The organism is Pararhizobium sp. A13, from assembly GCF_040126305.1.
Taxonomy (GTDB): domain Bacteria; phylum Pseudomonadota; class Alphaproteobacteria; order Rhizobiales; family Rhizobiaceae; genus Pararhizobium.
In genome coordinates this window covers 241,163-256,911 of the sequence record NZ_CP149511.1, presented here as the reverse complement: position 1 = coordinate 256,911, position 15,749 = coordinate 241,163, and the positions used below count along the sequence as shown (strand labels likewise).

12 protein-coding genes are annotated in these 15,749 nt (G+C 58.2%); 3 read left to right on the top strand and 9 right to left on the bottom strand.

The genetic code is table 11. The annotated features are described in order from the left end of the window. Positions 1-4 precede the first annotated feature (4 nt). Positions 5-3,460 (top strand): pyruvate carboxylase, encoded by a 3,456-nt coding sequence (gene pyc / locus WI754_RS22750; RefSeq protein WP_341487566.1) that lies wholly within the window; start codon positions 5-7, stop codon positions 3,458-3,460. A gap of 26 nt (positions 3,461-3,486) precedes the next feature. After that, positions 3,487-3,876 carry a tautomerase family protein gene (locus tag WI754_RS22745; RefSeq protein ID WP_341487565.1) on the top strand — a complete coding sequence of 130 codons (390 nt, stop codon included), beginning with the start codon at positions 3,487-3,489 and terminating at the stop codon, positions 3,874-3,876. Between the two features lie 220 nt (positions 3,877-4,096). On the opposite strand, the gene WI754_RS22740 is transcribed toward WI754_RS22745, so the two are convergent. The 4 genes from WI754_RS22740 to WI754_RS22725 all read right to left on the bottom strand — a co-directional run bounded on the left by WI754_RS22740 (position 4,097) and on the right by WI754_RS22725 (position 10,147). Continuing rightward, positions 4,097-5,530 carry an NAD(P)(+) transhydrogenase (Re/Si-specific) subunit beta gene (locus tag WI754_RS22740; protein ID WP_341487564.1) on the bottom strand — a complete coding sequence of 478 codons (1,434 nt, stop codon included), beginning with the start codon at positions 5,528-5,530 and terminating at the stop codon, positions 4,097-4,099. A 10-nt stretch (positions 5,531-5,540) separates the two neighbouring features. Further along, positions 5,541-7,112: a Re/Si-specific NAD(P)(+) transhydrogenase subunit alpha gene (locus WI754_RS22735; RefSeq protein WP_341487563.1), complete on the bottom strand. Its 1,572-nt coding sequence runs from the start codon at positions 7,110-7,112 to the stop codon at positions 5,541-5,543. Between the two features lie 316 nt (positions 7,113-7,428). Continuing rightward, on the bottom strand, positions 7,429-8,550 hold the full coding sequence (locus tag WI754_RS22730) for a Gfo/Idh/MocA family oxidoreductase (RefSeq protein ID WP_341487562.1): 1,122 nt from the start codon (positions 8,548-8,550) through the stop codon (positions 7,429-7,431). Between the two features lie 460 nt (positions 8,551-9,010). Beyond that, positions 9,011-10,147, bottom strand: a complete 1,137-nt coding sequence (locus tag WI754_RS22725) for a phytanoyl-CoA dioxygenase family protein (protein ID WP_341487561.1) — start codon at positions 10,145-10,147, stop codon at positions 9,011-9,013. Between the two features lie 341 nt (positions 10,148-10,488). Between WI754_RS22725 and iolE the strand changes: the two genes are divergently transcribed. Then, positions 10,489-11,388, top strand: a complete 900-nt coding sequence (iolE, locus tag WI754_RS22720) for a myo-inosose-2 dehydratase (protein ID WP_341487560.1) — start codon at positions 10,489-10,491, stop codon at positions 11,386-11,388. Positions 11,389-11,572: 184 nt separating this feature from the next. Here the strand turns inward: iolE and WI754_RS22715 are convergent, their stop codons facing one another. The 5 genes from WI754_RS22715 to WI754_RS22695 form a co-directional block, all read right to left on the bottom strand. Then, positions 11,573-11,749, bottom strand: a complete 177-nt coding sequence (locus WI754_RS22715) for a hypothetical protein (protein ID WP_341488053.1) — start codon at positions 11,747-11,749, stop codon at positions 11,573-11,575. A gap of 253 nt (positions 11,750-12,002) precedes the next feature. Continuing rightward, positions 12,003-12,962, bottom strand: coding sequence for a sugar phosphate isomerase/epimerase (locus WI754_RS22710; RefSeq protein WP_341487559.1), 960 nt, complete (start codon positions 12,960-12,962; stop codon positions 12,003-12,005). 12 nt (positions 12,963-12,974) lie between these two features. Beyond that, complete coding sequence (locus WI754_RS22705; protein WP_341487558.1) at positions 12,975-13,985, bottom strand: Gfo/Idh/MocA family oxidoreductase; 1,011 nt, start codon at positions 13,983-13,985, stop codon at positions 12,975-12,977. A gap of 11 nt (positions 13,986-13,996) precedes the next feature. After that, complete coding sequence (locus tag WI754_RS22700) at positions 13,997-14,971, bottom strand: ABC transporter permease (RefSeq protein WP_341487557.1); 975 nt, start codon at positions 14,969-14,971, stop codon at positions 13,997-13,999. Next, positions 14,971-15,747 (bottom strand): ATP-binding cassette domain-containing protein, encoded by a 777-nt coding sequence (locus WI754_RS22695; RefSeq protein ID WP_341487556.1) that lies wholly within the window; start codon positions 15,745-15,747, stop codon positions 14,971-14,973. Before WI754_RS22695 ends, WI754_RS22700 begins: the two co-directional genes overlap by 1 nt. Between the last annotated feature and the right edge of the window lie 2 nt (positions 15,748-15,749).

The following is a 15,749-nucleotide window of genomic DNA, read 5'->3' as shown; positions in this document are numbered from 1 at the left end:
AATCGTGCCCATCTCTAAGATCCTCGTCGCCAACCGCTCGGAAATTGCCATCCGCGTTTTTCGCGCGGCCAACGAACTGGGCATAAAAACAGTCGCGATTTGGGCAGAGGAAGACAAACTCGCGCTCCACCGCTTTAAAGCTGATGAAAGCTACCAGGTTGGCCGCGGGCCGCATTTGTCTCGCGACTTGGGACCAATAGAAAGTTATTTGTCGATCGAAGAAGTGATCCGGGTTGCAAAACTCTCCGGGGCCGACGCAATTCATCCAGGATACGGCCTGCTGTCGGAGAGCCCCGAATTCGTCGATGCCTGCAACCAGGCGGGCATTATGTTCATCGGTCCTAAAGCCGACACGATGCGCCAGTTGGGCAACAAAGTAGCCGCCCGCAATCTGGCTATCTCGGTCGGAGTTCCGGTGGTGCCGGCCACCGAGCCGCTGCCGGACGACATGGCCGTGGTGGCGAAGATGGCCGAGGAGATCGGCTATCCCATTATGCTCAAGGCCTCCTGGGGCGGCGGCGGCCGCGGCATGCGTGCCATCCGTGATCCGAAGGATTTGTCGCGCGAGGTGACGGAAGCCAAGCGCGAAGCGATGGCCGCCTTCGGCAAGGACGAGGTCTATCTGGAAAAGCTGGTCGAGCGTGCCCGCCACGTCGAAAGCCAGGTGCTCGGCGATACGCATGGTAACGTGGTGCATCTGTTCGAGCGCGATTGTTCGGTCCAGCGCCGCAACCAGAAGGTTGTCGAGCGCGCGCCAGCCCCCTACCTGAACTGGGAGCAGCGCCGTGAGTTGGCCGCCTACTCCCTGAAAATCGCCCAGGCGACGAATTACATCGGCGCAGGAACCGTTGAATATCTGATGGATGCCGATACCGGCAAGTTCTACTTCATCGAAGTCAATCCGCGCATCCAGGTGGAGCACACGGTCACCGAAGTCGTCACCGGCATCGACATCGTCAAGGCGCAGATCCACATCCTTGACGGTTATGCCATCGGCACACCGGAATCGGGCGTGCCGAAACAGGAAGACATCAAGCTCAACGGTCATGCGCTGCAGTGCCGCATCACCACGGAAGACCCCGAGCAAAACTTCATCCCGGACTACGGCCGCATCACCGCCTATCGCTCCGCTTCCGGCTTCGGCATTCGTCTTGACGGTGGCACGTCCTATTCGGGCGCCATCATTACCCGCTATTACGATCCGCTGCTGGAAAAGGTCACCGCCTGGTCGCCAAGCCCGCAGGAGACGATCGCCCGTATGCACCGAGCGCTGCGCGAATTCCGTATCCGCGGCGTCGCGACCAACCTTACCTTCCTCGAGGCGATCATCACCCACGAGAAGTTCAAGGACAACACCTATACCACGCGCTTCATCGATACGACGCCGGAACTGTTCCAGCAGGGCAAGCGCCAGGACCGCGCTACCAAGCTCTTGACCTATCTCGCAGACGTCACCGTCAACGGTCACCCAGAAGCCAAGGGGCGACAGAAGCCACCGACTGATGCTCCCAAGCCGATCGTTCCGCACAGCAGCACGGCCATCGCCGACGGGACGAAGCAGAGACTCGATGCCTTAGGTCCCAAGAAATTCGCCGAATGGGTGCGCGCTGAAAAGCGTGTGCTTCTGACCGATACCACCATGCGCGACGGTCACCAGTCGCTGCTTGCTACCCGCATGCGCACCTATGACATCGCCCGCATCGCCGGCACCTATGCCCGTGCTCTGCCGAACCTGTTCTCGCTGGAATGCTGGGGCGGCGCCACCTTCGACGTCTCCATGCGCTTCCTGACGGAAGATCCGTGGGAGCGTCTGGCGAGAATCCGCGAGGATGCGCCCAATCTGCTCTTGCAGATGCTTCTGCGCGGTGCCAACGGCGTCGGCTACAAGAACTATCCCGACAATGTGGTGAAATACTTCGTCCGCCAGGCCGCCAAGGGCGGCATCGACGTCTTCCGCGCGTTCGACTGCCTCAATTGGGTGGAAAACATGCGCGTGTCGATGGACGCGGTCGCCGAAGAGAACAAGATCTGCGAAGCAGCCATCTGCTACACGGGCGACATCCTCAATTCCGCCCGCCCGAAATACGATCTCAAATACTACACGGCCCTTGCAGCCGAACTCGACAGGGCCGGCGCCCATATCATCGCCGTCAAGGACATGGCCGGCCTGTTGAAGCCGGCGGCTGCCCGCGTGCTGTTCCGGGCGCTGCGCGAGGCGACCGATCTGCCGATCCATTTCCACACGCACGATACGTCCGGCATTTCCGCCGCGACTGTTCTCGCCGCGGTGGATGCCGGCGTCGATGTCATCGATGCGGCGATGGATGCCTTCTCCGGCAACACCTCGCAGCCCTGTCTTGGCTCGATCGTCGAGGCGCTGCGCGGTTCCGAGCGCGATCCGAATCTGGATCCGGAATGGATCCGCCGTATCTCTTTTTACTGGGAAGCGGTACGCCACCAGTACGCGGCCTTCGAAAGCGATCTCAAGAGCCCCGCGTCGGAAGTTTATCTGCATGAAATGCCGGGCGGCCAGTTCACCAACCTCAAGGAACAGGCCCGTTCGCTGGGACTGGAAACCCGCTGGCACCAGGTCGCACAAACCTATGCCGATGCCAACCAGATGTTCGGCGATATCATCAAGGTGACGCCGTCCTCCAAGGTTGTCGGCGACATGGCGCTGATGATGGTGAGCCAGGACCTGACCGTCGCCGACGTCGAGAACCCGGACAGGGACATCGCCTTCCCGGAATCGGTCGTGTCGATGCTGAAGGGCGATCTCGGCCAGCCTCCGGGCGGATGGCCGCAAGCGCTACAGAAGAAGGCGCTGAAGGGCGAAAAGCCCTATACGGTTCGCCCCGGTTCGCTCCTGAAGGAGGCGGATCTTGACGCCGAACGCAAGGATGTCGAGACGAAGATCGAGCGCGCGGTCAGCGACTTCGAATTCGCCTCCTACCTGATGTATCCGAAGGTCTTCACCGACTATGCACTCGCCGCCGATACCTATGGTCCGGTCAGCGTCCTGCCGACGCCGGCCTATTTCTATGGTCTTTCGGCCGGTGAGGAATTGCTACCCGAACTCGAAAAAGGCGTCTCGCTCGTCATCCTGCATCAGGTGCGAAGTGAGCCGGACGAGCAAGCAATGGTCAAAGTATTCTTCGAACTCAATGGCCAGCCGCGTCTGATCAAGGTCCCGGATCGCAATCGCTCAGCCTCCAGTGCTGCACGCCGCAAGGCCGATCTTGGCAACGCCGCCCATCTCGGCGCCCCGATGCCCGGCGTGGTTTCAACGGTCGCGGTTTCCGCCGGCCAGACCGTCAAGTCCGGTGACGTGCTGTTGTCGATCGAGGCGATGAAGATGGAAACGGCGCTGCACGCCGACAAGGATGGCGTCATCGCCGAGGTGTTGGTCCGTCCGTCCGACCAAATCGACGCAAAAGATCTTTTGATCGTTTACGGGTGAAATTCGAACGCCAGATTGGACGTCCCATGCCCCTGCTGAAGTTCCATATCAAGACTGGTTGGTCGCAAGACCAGGTCGACAGGCTTCTCGACACAACGCACGAAGTGATGGTTGAAACGTTCAAGGTTCCGGAGCGTGACCGATACCAGATCGTCAACGAGCACGCCGGATCGCATTTTCGCGCTTTGGATACCGGACTGGGATTTGATCGCACCGAGAAGTTTGTTCTCATAGAGATCGTCTCGAGGCCGCGGCCCGAGGAACAAAAGATTAAATTCTACGAAAAACTATCGCAGGACTTGGAGCGGGAATGCCGTATCGCTCCAACTGATCTTATGTTCAGTTTCATCACCAATTCCGATGAGGATTGGTCATTTGGACAGGGCAGAGCGCAATTTCTGACGGGCGAACTGTAAGGCACAACGATCGCCATCTATGAAAGACCGGTTCGCGCCCACCCAATCGAATCTGAGGCTGACGCTGCCGTCATCAAGAGACGGCGAGAGCGCCAGTAGGGTGACTTGTATCATCACACACCCGCCAACACCAATCGCGCGATCGATATTCTATTGCAGCGAAAACGAGCATTGCTCTCGAGAACCGATTTCCGGATCGGCTCTCTGCCGGATAAAATGGTCAGTCCAGGAGAGGAAGAAGAGCGTCGATGCTCTTCTTCGCATCGCCATAGAACATGCGCGTATTCTCTCGATAGAAAAGCGGATTCTCGATGCCGGAATAGCCCGTGCCCTGGCCGCGTTTCGAGACGAAGACCTGCTTGGCCTTCCAGCATTCGAGGACAGGCATCCCGGCAATCGGACTGTTCGGATCGTCCTGCGCGGCGGGATTGACGATATCATTTGAACCTATGACGATTGCGACGTCAGTGTCGGCGAAATCGCCGTTGATCTCATCCATTTCCAGAACGATGTCGTAGGGAACTTTCGCCTCGGCCAGGAGAACGTTCATGTGCCCAGGGAGCCGGCCAGCGACCGGATGGATTGCAAAACGGACGGTTTTTCCTTTGGCACGAAGCCTGCGGGTGATCTCCGAAACCGACTGTTGTGCCTGAGCGACCGCCATCCCATATCCGGGAACGAAGATGATGGAATTCGCATCATTCAAGGCTGCGGCCACGCCGTCGGCGTCGATAGACTGCTGTTCACCTTCTATCTCGGCCGCGACCGAAGTCACGGTTCCAAAACCACCCAGAATGACGCTGACAAACGAGCGGTTCATCGCCTTACACATGATGTAGGACAGGATTGCGCCAGATGAGCCAACCAGGGCTCCAGTGACAATCAGGAGGTCGTTGCCCAATGTAAAGCCGATGGCGGCGGCGGCCCAGCCCGAGTAACTGTTCAGCATCGAAACGACAACAGGCATGTCGGCGCCGCCAATGCCCATGATGAGATGAAAGCCGATAAACAGAGCAAGACCAACCATCGCAATGAGCGGCAAGGTACCACCGGTCTGCAGGTAGAACCAGCCGAACAGCAACGAACCCAAAGCAGCCGCGGCATTCAGCGCATGACCGCCCGGCAGCTTCTTCGCCTTGCCGTCGACCTTGCCCGCAAGCTTTGCGAACGCGACTATCGATCCGGTAAAGGTCACGGCGCCGATGAAGATTCCGACGAAGACCTCAATCTTCAGCAATGAAACTTCCTCGGTGGTCTTATGGGCGAGCACCCCGGCAAATCCGACAAGTGCCGCACGCAACTGCTCGTCCAGCGGCAACACGCGCTGAAGTTCGAGATTCGCATTCAAGCCGATGAAAACGGCGGCGAGGCCCACAAACGAATGAAGCGCGGCCACCAACTGTGGCATTTCGGTCATCTGAACTCGGTTGGCAACGTACCAGCCAATGAGGGCGCCGACGAGCAGCATCGCCAGGAGAACGAGATGGTTTCCGACGCCAGGTCCGACGCTCGTGGCAAGAACCGCAAGGGCCATACCAGTGATACCGTACCAGACAGCGCGTTTTGCACTTTCTTGCCCGGATAGTCCCCCCAGTGAAAGGACAAAGAGAATGGCGGCCGCAATGTAGGCGGCGGAGATAATTCCGATATTCACGCGTGTATCCTCACGATTTCTGGAACATGGCGAGCATTCGGCGAGTCACCAGAAAGCCACCGACAATGTTGACTGTGGCAATCAGAACGCTGATTGCAGCCAGAGTCACGACGATTGGGTTGGACGATCCGATCTGCAGAAGCGCGCCGAGGACGACAATGCCTGAGACCGCGTTCGTCACCGCCATGAGCGGCGTATGGAGGGAATGTGACACCTTCCAGATGACCTGAAAGCCGACGAAGCAGGCCAGGACAAACACAATGAAATGGCCCATGAAGCTGGGCGGAGCATAGGCGCCGGCAAGAAGCATCGCGGCCGCGCCGGCGGCAAGCAGTATCACTTGCGCGCGTGTTTGCGCTTTGAATGTTTGCAGTTCGACCGCCAGCACTTCTTCTCGTGTCAGCTCCTTCTGCTTTTCCTTCGGCTTTGCGGCGGCGATGGCCCGAACACGCGGAGGCGGAGGCGGGAACGTGATTTCACCCTTGTGCGTGACAGTCGCACCCCGGATTACGTCGTCTTCCATGTCATGGACGAGGATGCCATCCTTCCTCGGCGTCAGATCCGTCAGCATGTGCCGAATGTTGTTGGCGTAAAGAGCCGATGATTGTGCTGCCATACGGCTAGGAAAGTCAGTGTAGCCGATGATCACGACACCATTGTCGGACACGATGCGCTCGTCTGGAACCGTCAGGTCACAATTGCCGCCCCGTTCTGCCGCAAGATCGACGATGACCGAACCGGGCTTCATCATCTCGACCATATCCTGCAGCCAAAGCTTTGGCGCAGGACGACCGGGAATGAGCGCGGTGGTGATGACGATGTCAACGTCGCCTGCCAGTTCCCGGAACTTCTCAAGTTGCTTCTCCCGGAATTCCGGCGACGAAGGCGCAGCATAGCCTCCCGTTGCTGCTCCGTCTTCCGCCTGCTCGAAGTCAAGAAAAACAAAGTTGGCACCCATGGATTCGATTTGTTCGGCGACTTCTGGCCTGACATCGAAAGCGTAAACGATGGCACCCAAACTCACGGACGTTCCGATGGCAGATAGGCCGGCAACGCCCGCCCCCACTACGAGAACTTTCGCCGGAGGCACTTTGCCGGCAGCGGTGACCTGTCCGGTAAAAAAGCGACCGAAGTTGGCGCCGGCCTCGATGACAGCCCGATAACCGGCAATATTGGCCATGGATGACAGAGCATCCATTTTCTGAGCTCTCGAGATGCGAGGCACCATGTCCATGGCCAAAACTGTCGCACCCTGCTCTTTACAACGTTCCAGCAGATCCGCGTTTTGCGCCGGCCAGAAAAACGAAATGAGGGTCTGTCCACGTCTTAGAAGGCTGGCTTCCGCGAGTTCCGGAGGCCGAACCTTCGCCACCACGTCGGCGCTGGCGTAGAGGCTGTCGCTGTCGGGAAAAACATCCACGCCCACTGAAATGTAGGCTTGATCGCTAAAGCCAGCCTTAAGACCGGCACCTGTTTCGATAGCGACAGAATGGCCGAGTTTCGCCAATTGCAAAGCAGACTCCGGCGTCAAGGCGACTCGATGCTCTCCACCGAAAATTTCCTTCGGCACGCCAACGATCATTTTTATTTCCTCACATTAGTTTTAAGTTTTCCCAGCAATTGGTGGTGGCCGTCCTCACGGGACGGCACCTTATTGAGAACTGCGGGACGGATGGACGGACTGTTATGAAATTGGCCGGGTGGGGTGCAGTTCTGTGCGTGCCTGAAGAGCAGCGGTGACAATCTGCTGCTAGGCCGATCGCCACCAATCCGTCCCATTCGAGCACACTGCTTCGGCACACAGGTGATAGCCGTAAGCACCGCTCACAGTTTGCCCCCTGTCAGATCGACCCGGACGTTCCGACAGCCTGCGACGCCAAGCCGCTTTTCCTCATCCATCACGCACCGTCCACGGCAAGCCACCTCTCGCTGCGCGAAGACTTTTGGATCGTTTCGACAAGGGTCTGAATTCGCAAGCCCGCTCGAAAGTTGAAGGGTTCGGGCCGGACTCCCGCAATCGCTTCCAGATAACCGGCTACCTCAATCGCTTTCAGATCGTTGAACCCGAGCTGGTGACCTGGGGCGACGCAGAAGCGGCCGTAGGGGGAGTGATCCGGTCCGGCTTCAATGCGCCGAAAACCCTGACGACCCTTGGCATCGCTTGTCGAGAAGAAATGGAGTTCGTTGAAGCGCTCTTGTGAAAACGAAAGCGCGCCCTTTGTGCCGTAAACTTCGAAATCGTGTTGCATCTTGCGGCCGGTGGCAATCCAATTGCCCTCGATAGACCCGTTGGCCCCGTTTTCGAAACGCAGAAATGCCCGCGCTACATCGTCCGTCTCAACCGTACGCGTGCCACCCTTGCCGTCCGGCCGCGAACCGATAACCGTAATGCAATCACCAAGCACCCGCGTGATCGGACCAAGCAGGAATTCGGCAGTCGCCAAGGCATGGCTGCCGATGTCAGCCAGGGCGCCGCCGCCGGCCGGATCGTGGCGGAACGTAAACTGGCCATTTGCGTCGGCCATGTAATCTTCCGCGTGCAGGCCGCGGTAGCCTCGGATTTCACCCAATTCTCCGGCGTCAATCATTTCGCGGGCAAGGCTGAGAATGGGATTGCAGAGGTAGTTGAAACCAACTTGCGTCTTGATGCCGGCGCGTTCGGCAGCTTCTGCCATTTCGCGGGCGTCCGCGGACAAGGGCGCCAACGGCTTCTCGCAATAGACGTGTTTTCCGGCGGCGATGGCTGCCAGAGCCATTTCCTTATGGAGCGCGTTCGGCGCCGTGATATCGATCACGTCCAACGACGGATCATCAATCATCTTGCGCCAGTCGTCCGTGGCGTTCTCAAAGCCGAGAGCTGTGCACGCGGCTTCTGCTTGTGCCATCGTCACGTCCGCGATGCACGTCAATTCGACCTCATAAGGAAGATCAAAAACGCGCTGTGCAGCGGCAAAACCGAAAACGTGCGTTTTACCCATAAAACCCGATCCGATCAGACCAAGCCGTAATTTCTTTTTCATTTGGCGTTCCTTCGAGGTCGATCTACGGGCAGCGTTCGCGCTGCCCGTATGATGAGGGGGTGGCAGATGCTCCGCCCAAACACTTATTTTGCTTCACACGAACCCCGCCCTCACCCGGTGACAGGCGTTGGTTCTTTGATGATGAATTTGGTATGCGTTCGGAATTGGTGACGATGCAGCTGTAGCCGCACGCAACCCGTGATCAGGTGGCGATCAAACACGCGCCTTGATCGATCCTCAATTCCGCTGAGACGATCAATACACCATGCGCGATCCGCCACTTGGGCATCACGTCGCAGGGGATCGCACGCTATCGGAATTTCAAATGGTGCCCGGCACGAGTTTTCCTCCCTTTCGCGGCATAACCGCACTCCAGAATACAGGGTAGCGTGGTCAAACTTATTTTGCAATAAAAATTGCACACTATTTTAATTAAAACATTTAATTGCGCACACCGCAGCTAGGTTCCGAAAAACGCTGGCACCGCATCCGCGCGTAACTGTCGAGCGGCACGCCGTTCTTCGTGATGGGTCAAAGCTTCGCTAAGCCTACCGAGGGACCATCCCTCCTCCACGGCCCTCATCACGATGTCCTGTTGGGAAGGCGGGGCGAGACCGCCGATGGGCGGGTCATTGTCCAGATTTGTGGGGAACGGGTAGCTGTCGGCGGTCGCCGCAATCACCGCTTTCATCTCGGCATGCGGCAGTTCCGCCAAATGGGGATAAACCGCCATGCACATGGCCGTCCTATCCAAGCTCTCCATGTGCTTGGCAAAAGGTGACGCGACCTGAAGCAGGTTGACCAAGCGCACGACATTCGTCGTCCGGTTCGCGCCGGCGGCGTGGAAAAGCGCAGGACTGAAGAAGATGACATCTCCCCTCCCGAGCGGGAGCTGAATAAAATTCTCCTCAAAATAGTCCCTAAAGATCTGCTCGGTCGCCGCAATGTACCCCGGCAAATAGCGCTGCGAATGGGGGAGCAACTTTGTTGTTCCGCTTTCGACTGGCATGTCGCAATGAGCCACGCCACCCTGCAGGACAAGCCTGGGTCCAAACGCGTGAACGTGTTCCGGAAACTGCTCCATTTGCGGGGCGGTCATAAAGCCGAGATGATAATCGCGATGGGCAGCCTGCGCCTTTCCGCCCGGTCGAACCTGGTTCACTTGGGTTGCCATCTGGTAGCCTGGACCCAGCCAGGAGCGGCAGGCAATTTCGATGACAGGATTGCCGATGTATCGCGAATAAACCCGCGGCGCCCGGAGGCATAGCTTCTGCAGACTGTTCCAGACCCGATCGTTGGCCCCCGCCATGGCAAAATGATCACCCGCCGCATTTCCTCCCTCTCGCTCCTCCGCGATGATGGACTGGAACACGCCAGACGCTTCATCAAGGGCGTCAAGGTTCGTAAAAGCGTTCCGGATTACATAGACTCCAGGTCCTTCTCCAAGTACCCGGGCCCATTCCCGACCATGCCCTTCACCGACTTTTCGGCCCTCATAGATCGGAACCTTCGACAGGATATCGACCGCCAAAGGATAGTCCTCTGCACGCGTTGCAACTTCAACCTGTGCCCGAAAATCGGAAAGATCGGTCTTCATTCTTCGCCTCCTCCTAAAGCCGCTCCCTGCGTCGAGCGTTCCCACCTCACCACTTGGCGTTTTGCATGGATGCGCTGATGCGAAATCCGCAGGAACGCGAACTCAATTGATTTCCTCACCGAAAAACTTTTGAAGCGCCTCTAGCTTTCTTGCGTCCAGCGATGTGCCTGTGAGATTTATGCAATATTCTTTGCGAAAATCTTGAACTGTCAATATTTATTTTGTATGGACTAAACTCATGCGGAGGTAGACCGAAATGCGGCATGGTTCCGAGCGAACTAAGACGCCCGCGATTTCGACCTTGGCACCATCAATATCGACGAAGAGAGTCGGAGTTTGAAATGAAAGCAAAACTTGGTATCGCCCCTATTGCGTGGTGGAACGACGACTTGGCGGAACTCAGCGGTGATATCTCGCTTGAAGGCTGCCTTGCCGAAGCGCGAGAGGCAGGCTTCACAGGTATGGAAACCGGCCGTCGTTTCCCGATGGATGCCGCCATCCTCAGGCCAATTCTCGATCAACAAGGGATGAGTGTCTGCGGTGGCTGGTTTTCCGGCCTTCTCCTCGACGGTGATATTGAAGCCGAAAAGGACCGTATCGCCGGGCAGATGGAACTCTTCAAAGCCGTCAATGCGCCTTGCATCGTCTACGGCGAAACCGCCGGAACGATCCAGGGTGATCGCAACGCGCCGCTCGCCACCAAGCGCAAGCTGTCCGAAGACGAGATCAAGGTTTACGGCCGTAAAATGACGACGTTCGGTGAATGGTGCGCAGAGCAAGGCATGCCGATTGCCTATCATCATCACATGGCGGCACCGATAGAAACCGAGGAAGAACTCGATCTTCTTATGCAGCACTCGGGCGAGGGTCTTCCGCTCCTGTTCGACGCAGGGCACATGGCATTTGCTGGCGGGGACGTTCTGCGCGTGATCGATAACCACCAGAAGCGAATTTCTCACGTTCATACAAAGGATGTCAGGCAGAGCGTGATAGACTCGCTGGATCGGGCGAAGGAGAGCTTCCTGGATGCGGTCGTAAAGGGTGCGTTTACAGTCCCAGGTGACGGAAGCCTCGACTTCGAGGAGATTGTCAAACGCTTGGCGTCTCATGGTTACGAAGGCTGGTTCGTCGTTGAAGCAGAACAGGATCCCGTGAAGAATCCGCCACTGGCAATGGCCAAGATTGGTCACAAAGAACTCCTGAGAGTTATGGCCGCCGCTGGCTACGACGTTATCCAGTAGCTGGGACCTAGCCCGGTTCGCCACGTTTGGCCTGCCGGAAGCAGGCCGTGACCAGTGTCGAACAAGCTTCCTCCGGGTGGTCCGCCGAGCGCGGGCAACCCGGCTGGTTCATTGTCCGTATGCTAACGCCTTGTGGCAGAGCGCCGATTGCATTGGCCCCTCGGACGAGATGAGACTTCAGTGATTAGCTGTATACTTTGGCGCGTGGGTCGGAAATTAGCGGCCTAAGAGCCCCCTTCGAAGTAGCATCGCGGAGGTGGTTTTGAAAAAGGAGCTTCAGATCTGTGAATGTTTGCAGCCCGACGTGCTTGGGTAGCCTCAGCACTGTGGTTTCTGAAACATTGCATTTGCGTGCAATCATTACCGTGCTTCCGAACGCGACAAGCTCGGGCTCTTTCAAAATCTGCCTGGCGACACATTCCAAGCGCTCCGGAAAAACAATATCTCGCTTCGCAATCAGGCACTTCAACTCGAGCAGCGACCTGGGCGGGGAATCGATATTCGGTTGCATTGAACGCTTCCTCTTAAAGGTGTTCGCTCAGACGCCGCGGCATCTCCGCGACCGATACCACGAACACGGAGGTAAAATGACGTTGTGTGACGAACGAGAGCCGTCAGATTGCCTGTGGTTTGAAATCGCTTTCGGCAACGGGCATGACGCCCTTGAGCAAGACAATGGACTTCTCCAGCCCTTCGAGGCTGTTGAGCAGCACGTCCTCGTGCTCGACTGAAAGCCAGCCGTCATAGCCCGCCAACTTCAGGCGATAGCAGAACTGCCGCCACCATTCCTCACCATGACCAAAGCCAAGCGTAATGTAGGACCAGCTTCGTCCCTGAATATTGAGGAGCGAACCGTTTTCCAGCAACGACGTCGTCGCCTGGACAGGCGTGTTGAGCAGGGTGTCCTTGGCGTGAACATGATAAACGGCGGCGCCAAGAGCTTCCGCGGCAACAAGCGGATCGGCCCCCATCCAGAAGAGATGCGAAGGATCGAGATTTGCACCGATGACCGGGCCGATGGCGGTGCGTAGCTTGAGCAGCGATGGAACGTTGTAGACGCACTGACTGCCGTGGAGTTCGAGTGCAATGCGCTCGACGCCGCACTCTTTGGTAAGCGAAGCAACCTCCGTCCAGAACGGCAAAAGCTTCTCCTCCCACTGATACCGCAGGATTTCCTGCGTCTCCGGCGGCCAGGAGGAGACGACCCAGTTCGGCATCAGGTCGCCCTCCCGCCCCGCCGGAAGGCCGGACATGGCACAGACCGTCTTGATGCCCATCTCACCGGCAATACGGATCGTGTCCTTGAGGCATTCGCCTTGTTCCGGCTGCGTGGGGTGCAAAGGATTGCCGTTGGCGTTGAGCGCAATCACCTCAAGCCCGCGGCTCTCGAAGGCTTTGGCGAAATTACGGCGCGCATCGGCGCTGGATTTCATTATCGAGAGATCGAAATGCGGCGCGGTCGACCAGCCGCCGGTGTTTATCTCGACGCCAGAGACACCAAGCCGCGCCGCGTTGTCGAGAAGCGCCTCAAAAGACATGCCGCCGAGGCTGTCGGACACGAAGCCGAGTTTCATGAATATATCCTTTTACCGGTTGTAGAGAGACGGCTTCTCCGCCTTTGCAATGGTGACACGTTCGCGCGTTTGAAGCGCCTCGACGCCGGCTTCTGCGACAAGGGCTGCGCAATAGCCGTCCCAGGCATCGGAAGCGATCGCCGGGAATAGACCGGTTCGAACGAAGCTCAGGAACGCCTTGTTCTGCAACCGGTAAGCTTCCGCGAAGCGCGGGCGCCAGTCGGGCGCATAACGCTCATAGGCCATCAGTTGACCGTTTTGGCGCGTATGGACGGGCGCGTTCAGGAGGATCGACCCCTTCTCGCCGATGAGTTCGCCACGAACGTCGTAGCCATATGCGGCGTTGTTGTTGATCTCGATATTGACGAGCTGGCCCTTGTCGGTTTCCAGAACCATGAACACCGGCGCTCCGGTCTTCGATGCGTCGACGCCGGCTGGCTGGAAGACGGAAATTGCCTTGTAGTCGGCTCCCAGAACAAATCGCGCGACATCGAATTCATGGGGGGCGGAATTGGTGATCGCCATCTGGCCCGTGAAGTTCGCCGGCGCCTCCACGTTCCGGTGGAAGTTGTGCATCATGTGGGCGTTGCCGAGCGAGCCGTCGTCGAGCATCGCCTTCATATCCCGGTAAGAGGGATCGAAGCGGCGCATGAAGCCAAGCTGGACGAACTGCCTGCCGCGCGACACTTCAGCGTCGATCACCTCCAGGCAGGCCTTCGAGCTCTGCGACAAGGGCTTCTCGCACAGGACCGGCTTTCCGGCCTCGATTGCGGCGAGAGAAAGCGGCGCATGGGTTTCGTCGGGGCTGGCAATCACAATCGCGTCAACATCGCCACGCTTGATGGTCCCGACCGGATCGCCGGAGACGTCCGCCGCACCGCATTCTTCAGCTATCTTGCGAGCGCGCACCGGGGAAGCATCACACACCACCTGAAGGGTCGCTCCCGGCAGGTCCTCGGAGACGATACGGGCGTGGTCGGCGCCCATGATACCCGCGCCAATGATCGCTATTCTGATCGACATTCGTAGTGCCTTTATTTTCTGAGAGCCCACTGGCGCAAAGACTTGTCGCCATAGGCCGCAAGCACCACGATCACGCCAAGTATCAAAATGAACCACTGAGGCTGCACGCCTGTAACAACGAGATAGGACTGTATCGACGACAGCACGAAAGCCCCCATCAATGCGCCGGGAAGAGAAATTCGCCCGCCCGCGAGCAGACAGCCGCCGAGCACGCAGGAGGCGATCGCCTGCAGTTCCATGAGACGCCCCATCGAACCATCGGCGAAGCCGAGCTTACCAGCCTCAAGCGCCCCTGCGAAACCTGCGAGCACACCACAGAGAACAAAGGCGGAAAGCTTTATGCGATCGACGCGGACGCCACGGGAATGGGCGCTCTCGGCCGAGCCGCCGACCGCGAGGAGCCGGTTGCCGAACGGCATCGCCTTCAGCATCACCATCAGGACGACCAGCACGGCGATCAGCCAGTAGAGTGCGGTATTGAAGCCGAGGAACTGGTCTCCGCCAAGCAGGAAATAGCTCCAGCCTTTGCGCGCCGCATAGGGAATCGAAAACGAAAATCCCTCGGTCAATGCGATGGCAATGCCGCGAAAGATCATCAACGTACCGAGGGTGATGATGAGCGATGGCGTGCGAGTCCAGGTGACAAGCACCCCGTTGAAGAACCCGATGGCGGCGCCGACGACGATTGCGGCGAGGGCCGCGATCAAGGGGTCGACATGCGCCGCGAGCCAGAGATAGGTCAGCGCGCCCATGCCAAAGGTCGATCCGACCGAGATGTCGATCTCGCCCGTGCCGATGACCAGCGCCACACCCAGGCTCATCAGCCCCAGCGTCGCCGTCACCTGCATGATCGTGCCGATATTGTACAGGTTGGCCCATCTGCCGTCGGAGGTCGAGGCGAATATGACGATCAGCACCGCACCGATGAGGAAGATACCGATTTCCGCATGGCGCCGGATGAGAGGTTTGGCCGCCGACAATCCCATCAGACGGCCCTCGGATTTTCGACGACGCGACCGCCCTGGCGGATAACCTCCTCGAGCGCCTCGGCGGTCATCGAGTCCGTGGAGGCATCGGCGACCTTTTCGCCGTTTTCCATGATGACGATACGGTCGGCGAGCTTGTGCACCTGGAAGATGTCGTGGGTGATATATATGACGAGCAGGCCTTGCTCTTTCAGCTGTACCGCAAGCTCGTTGACATGTTCACGCTCGCGCACCGAGAGATGGTTCGTCGGCTCGTCCATAATGACCACGCGATTCTTGAATTCGACGGCCCGGCCGATCTTCACGGACTGGCGCTCGCCGCCGGAAAGGCGTTCCACCTCGTCATCGGCCGAAACGTTCTCGCGAAGGCCAAACTGGCGGATAACGCGGCTGGACTTCTCGCGCATCTTGCCGAGGTCGAGGAAGGGGATGCCGAGGATACGCTTTACCGGCTCCCGCCCCAGGTAGAAATTGCGTGCAATCGACAGATTGTCGCAAAGTCCAACGGACTGCTGAATGGTTTCGATACCCTGGTCGATGGCAAGCTTCGGGTGAAACTTCTCGACCTTCTTGCCGTCGAAGAAGACCTCGCCTGAACTCGGCGCATAGATGCCACAGAGGACGCGGATCAACGTCGTCTTGCCGGCGCCATTGTCGCCCACCAGTCCGATCAGTTCGCCGGCACGAAAATCCACAGAGACGTTCTTGAGGGCGTGGAACGCGCCAAAGTGAAGGTCCAGGTTCTTGACCTGGATAAGGGGTTGATTGTTCGTCATCT